Source organism: Nocardiopsis sp. NPDC055551, assembly GCF_053619415.1.
The window spans coordinates 1-2,530 of the sequence record NZ_JBSHJJ010000028.1 but is presented as its reverse complement, the minus strand read 5'-3'; the positions used below and the strand labels follow the sequence as shown (position 1 = coordinate 2,530).

The following is a 2,530-nucleotide window of genomic DNA, read 5'->3' as shown; positions in this document are numbered from 1 at the left end:
GGAACAGGAGAGCGCACGAGGGAGCGACCCATCGGAAACGGTGGGGATCTTTAAGTCCTGTCGGGTTTCGCCACTTCTGATTTGAGCACCAGAAATCGCCTGATTTCTGTGAGTCTCGTCAGGAGGGCGAAGCCTATGGAAAACCGGCAACGTCTCAGCTCTCTTTCACTCTCCGTCATGGCCTTCTGCCTGAGCAAGTAACGCTCGCCGCAGCGTCATGACCGAACGAAGTGAGCGAATGACCGAGGAAGCGTAATGTCTGTAATGCTGAACAGGGCTCGGATCGCTCGGTACACCCGTTTCCACCCTGATTACACACTCGGCTGCAACGGTTTCTTGTCGTTTTCCACTTTTCCCTGCACAACGGTACAACGGCAATATCCGGGCAGGACATGTAAAGTTAGCTAACTTTACGCCTGCCTTATTCGCATGACTGCTCAAAGGAAAACCCATGCTCGATGATCGTACACGACAACTTCGTGTAGACGGATTCCGTAAGGCCGAGGCTTCTCTCCGGCTTGAAGGCATGGACCCCTCTGGAACGCCGCTCTATGAATCGGTTAAGGCACGTATTCTTTCCGGTGAGATTACCTATGGAGAAGGCCTCGCTGAAATACTGGCTCATTACCAGAAGCGCGCTGACAGCAACTGACGCGGACAAGATGTGTCTTTGGAGTACCGCCGGCACGCCAAATCCTCCTGGTCAGGCTCCTGCCCGACACCCGTCAGGTACTCCGGTTCCTCCTCGTTAAATCCGACCCCTTTGGCGATTTCCTGCCGCGCCTGGCGGCTTGGCCAACGCCTCACGACCGCACAGTAAACTGTGCACCCGTTCACCGTTATCGGGTGAGTTAATCACCGGAAATCCCCCTTTGGTGACAGCTTCCGCGCGAAACCCCCGACCATTCACTCGTGTGCATAGCCATGCAGCCGCGCCAAAATCATCAGGGGCGTTTTTTCACGATACAGGCAGGGAAAGGTGCCCAAAACGGCCCGGATGCGGCAGAAACGCGCTGAGGGCCTTTCTGGGGGTGCGGGCAAGGGATGTTATGGTAAATAGGACTCTGATATGAAGATCACTCAGGCATGATGCTGCTATAAAATGGATTACGTGCACTATTCTGGTATTAACATGAACTATTATTTTTATACAACGTACTGATAATAATGATTTTTTAGTGTGCGCTTATTCTAGAAAGATTTAACCCTAAAGACTATAAGTCTTTAGGGTTCTCGGTCATAATTTTTAAAAACGCATTCATGACCACTGGGAGATTGATTATGTCACCTGAAAACTGGGTAGCTTTACTTGAGCGCATTGCTCGTATCTCGATGGATTTATCGCGGCTGATTCTGTCAGTGGTCATGCTGCTGATTTGTCTACACATGTATTTTGGAGGATAAATGACGCCCTTTTGGAAGCCCATGCCTTATTACGCTCTTCGAGAAAAAGAAGTTTTAAAACTTTTCAAGAGGAATAATTTATCTTCAAGCATTGCTGCCATTAAAATATATATTTTAATTTGCTTAACTAGCAACTTAGATGAAAATGGGAACTATTGTACCTCTTTAACTTATGACCAATTGACCAAGTACGCCTCGCTTAGCCGTAAGTTGGTCAGCAATGGTTTGAAAAAACTATATGAATTGGAGTTGCTGAATTTTGAGGGTGACAAAAAGAAAAAATATTATTTGATGGGTGTGAAGAGAACTGGGAAGGTTTTTTCAGAAACCAGATTCAAGTCATCACAAGGATACTGGGCAAAACTGCCGTTTGCTGGGTTTGTAGATGGTTCTGGTAGAATTACAGCATTTGAGTCAATGAGCAATCGAAGTCCAGTCGAGCTAAATTCACTAAAGCTTTTTATTTATTTGTTATCTATCAGATCAAAAGATCAGGTTTCTATTAGTGTGACGTTAAGTAAGATAAGATCAAAGTTAGATATTTCATTCCAGGATATAATGATTGCGATAGGTTTCATGCAGTCAATAGGCATGCTTTATAAGGTTAATCTCGGCGTTAATACTATATCTAACTACGATGCTGCCTTTTCCATAAATTTTCTTGTTTGCGGATGGGAGAGTCTGGAGTGGAAGCCCACTTATCTTTCTCATGATGAATGGAAAAATAAGATGTTAGCAAAAATGTTTCCTGAAAAATGATGCTTTTTTTGACTAATCTTGAGCTTAGAAGGAAGCCTGACTTCTTGACCGCTAACCATTTTAAAGCGTATCTTAGCCTTGAAACGAAAAAACCACCCGGCAAGGTGGTTTTTTCGAAGGTTCGCAAGAGTTGACGCTCTTTTGAACCGCGGTAACTGGCTTGGAGGAGCACAGTCACCAAAACTGTCCTTTCAGTGTAGCCTTATCGCACCCGAAACTTCAAGACTCTCCTCCTCTAAACCTGTTACCAGTGGCTACCGCCAGTGGCGCTTTGTCGTGTCTGTCAGGGTTGGATTCAAGAGTACAGTTACCTGAATAGGCGCGGTAGTCGGGTTGAACGGGGAGTTCGTGCATACAGCCCAGCTTG

2 protein-coding genes are annotated in these 2,530 nt (G+C 46.0%); both read left to right on the top strand.

Features of this window, described 5'->3' with window-relative positions:
- Window positions 1–451: 451 nt before the first annotated feature.
- Entirely contained in the window at window positions 452–652 is a 201-nt protein-coding gene (locus tag ACWGSK_RS27550; protein WP_057527577.1) for an antitoxin VbhA family protein, read from the top strand.
- 773 nt (window positions 653–1,425) lie between these two features.
- Window positions 1,426–2,163, top strand: coding sequence for a hypothetical protein (locus ACWGSK_RS27545; RefSeq protein WP_024195005.1), 738 nt, complete (start codon window positions 1,426–1,428; stop codon window positions 2,161–2,163).
- Window positions 2,164–2,530: the final 367 nt, after the last annotated feature.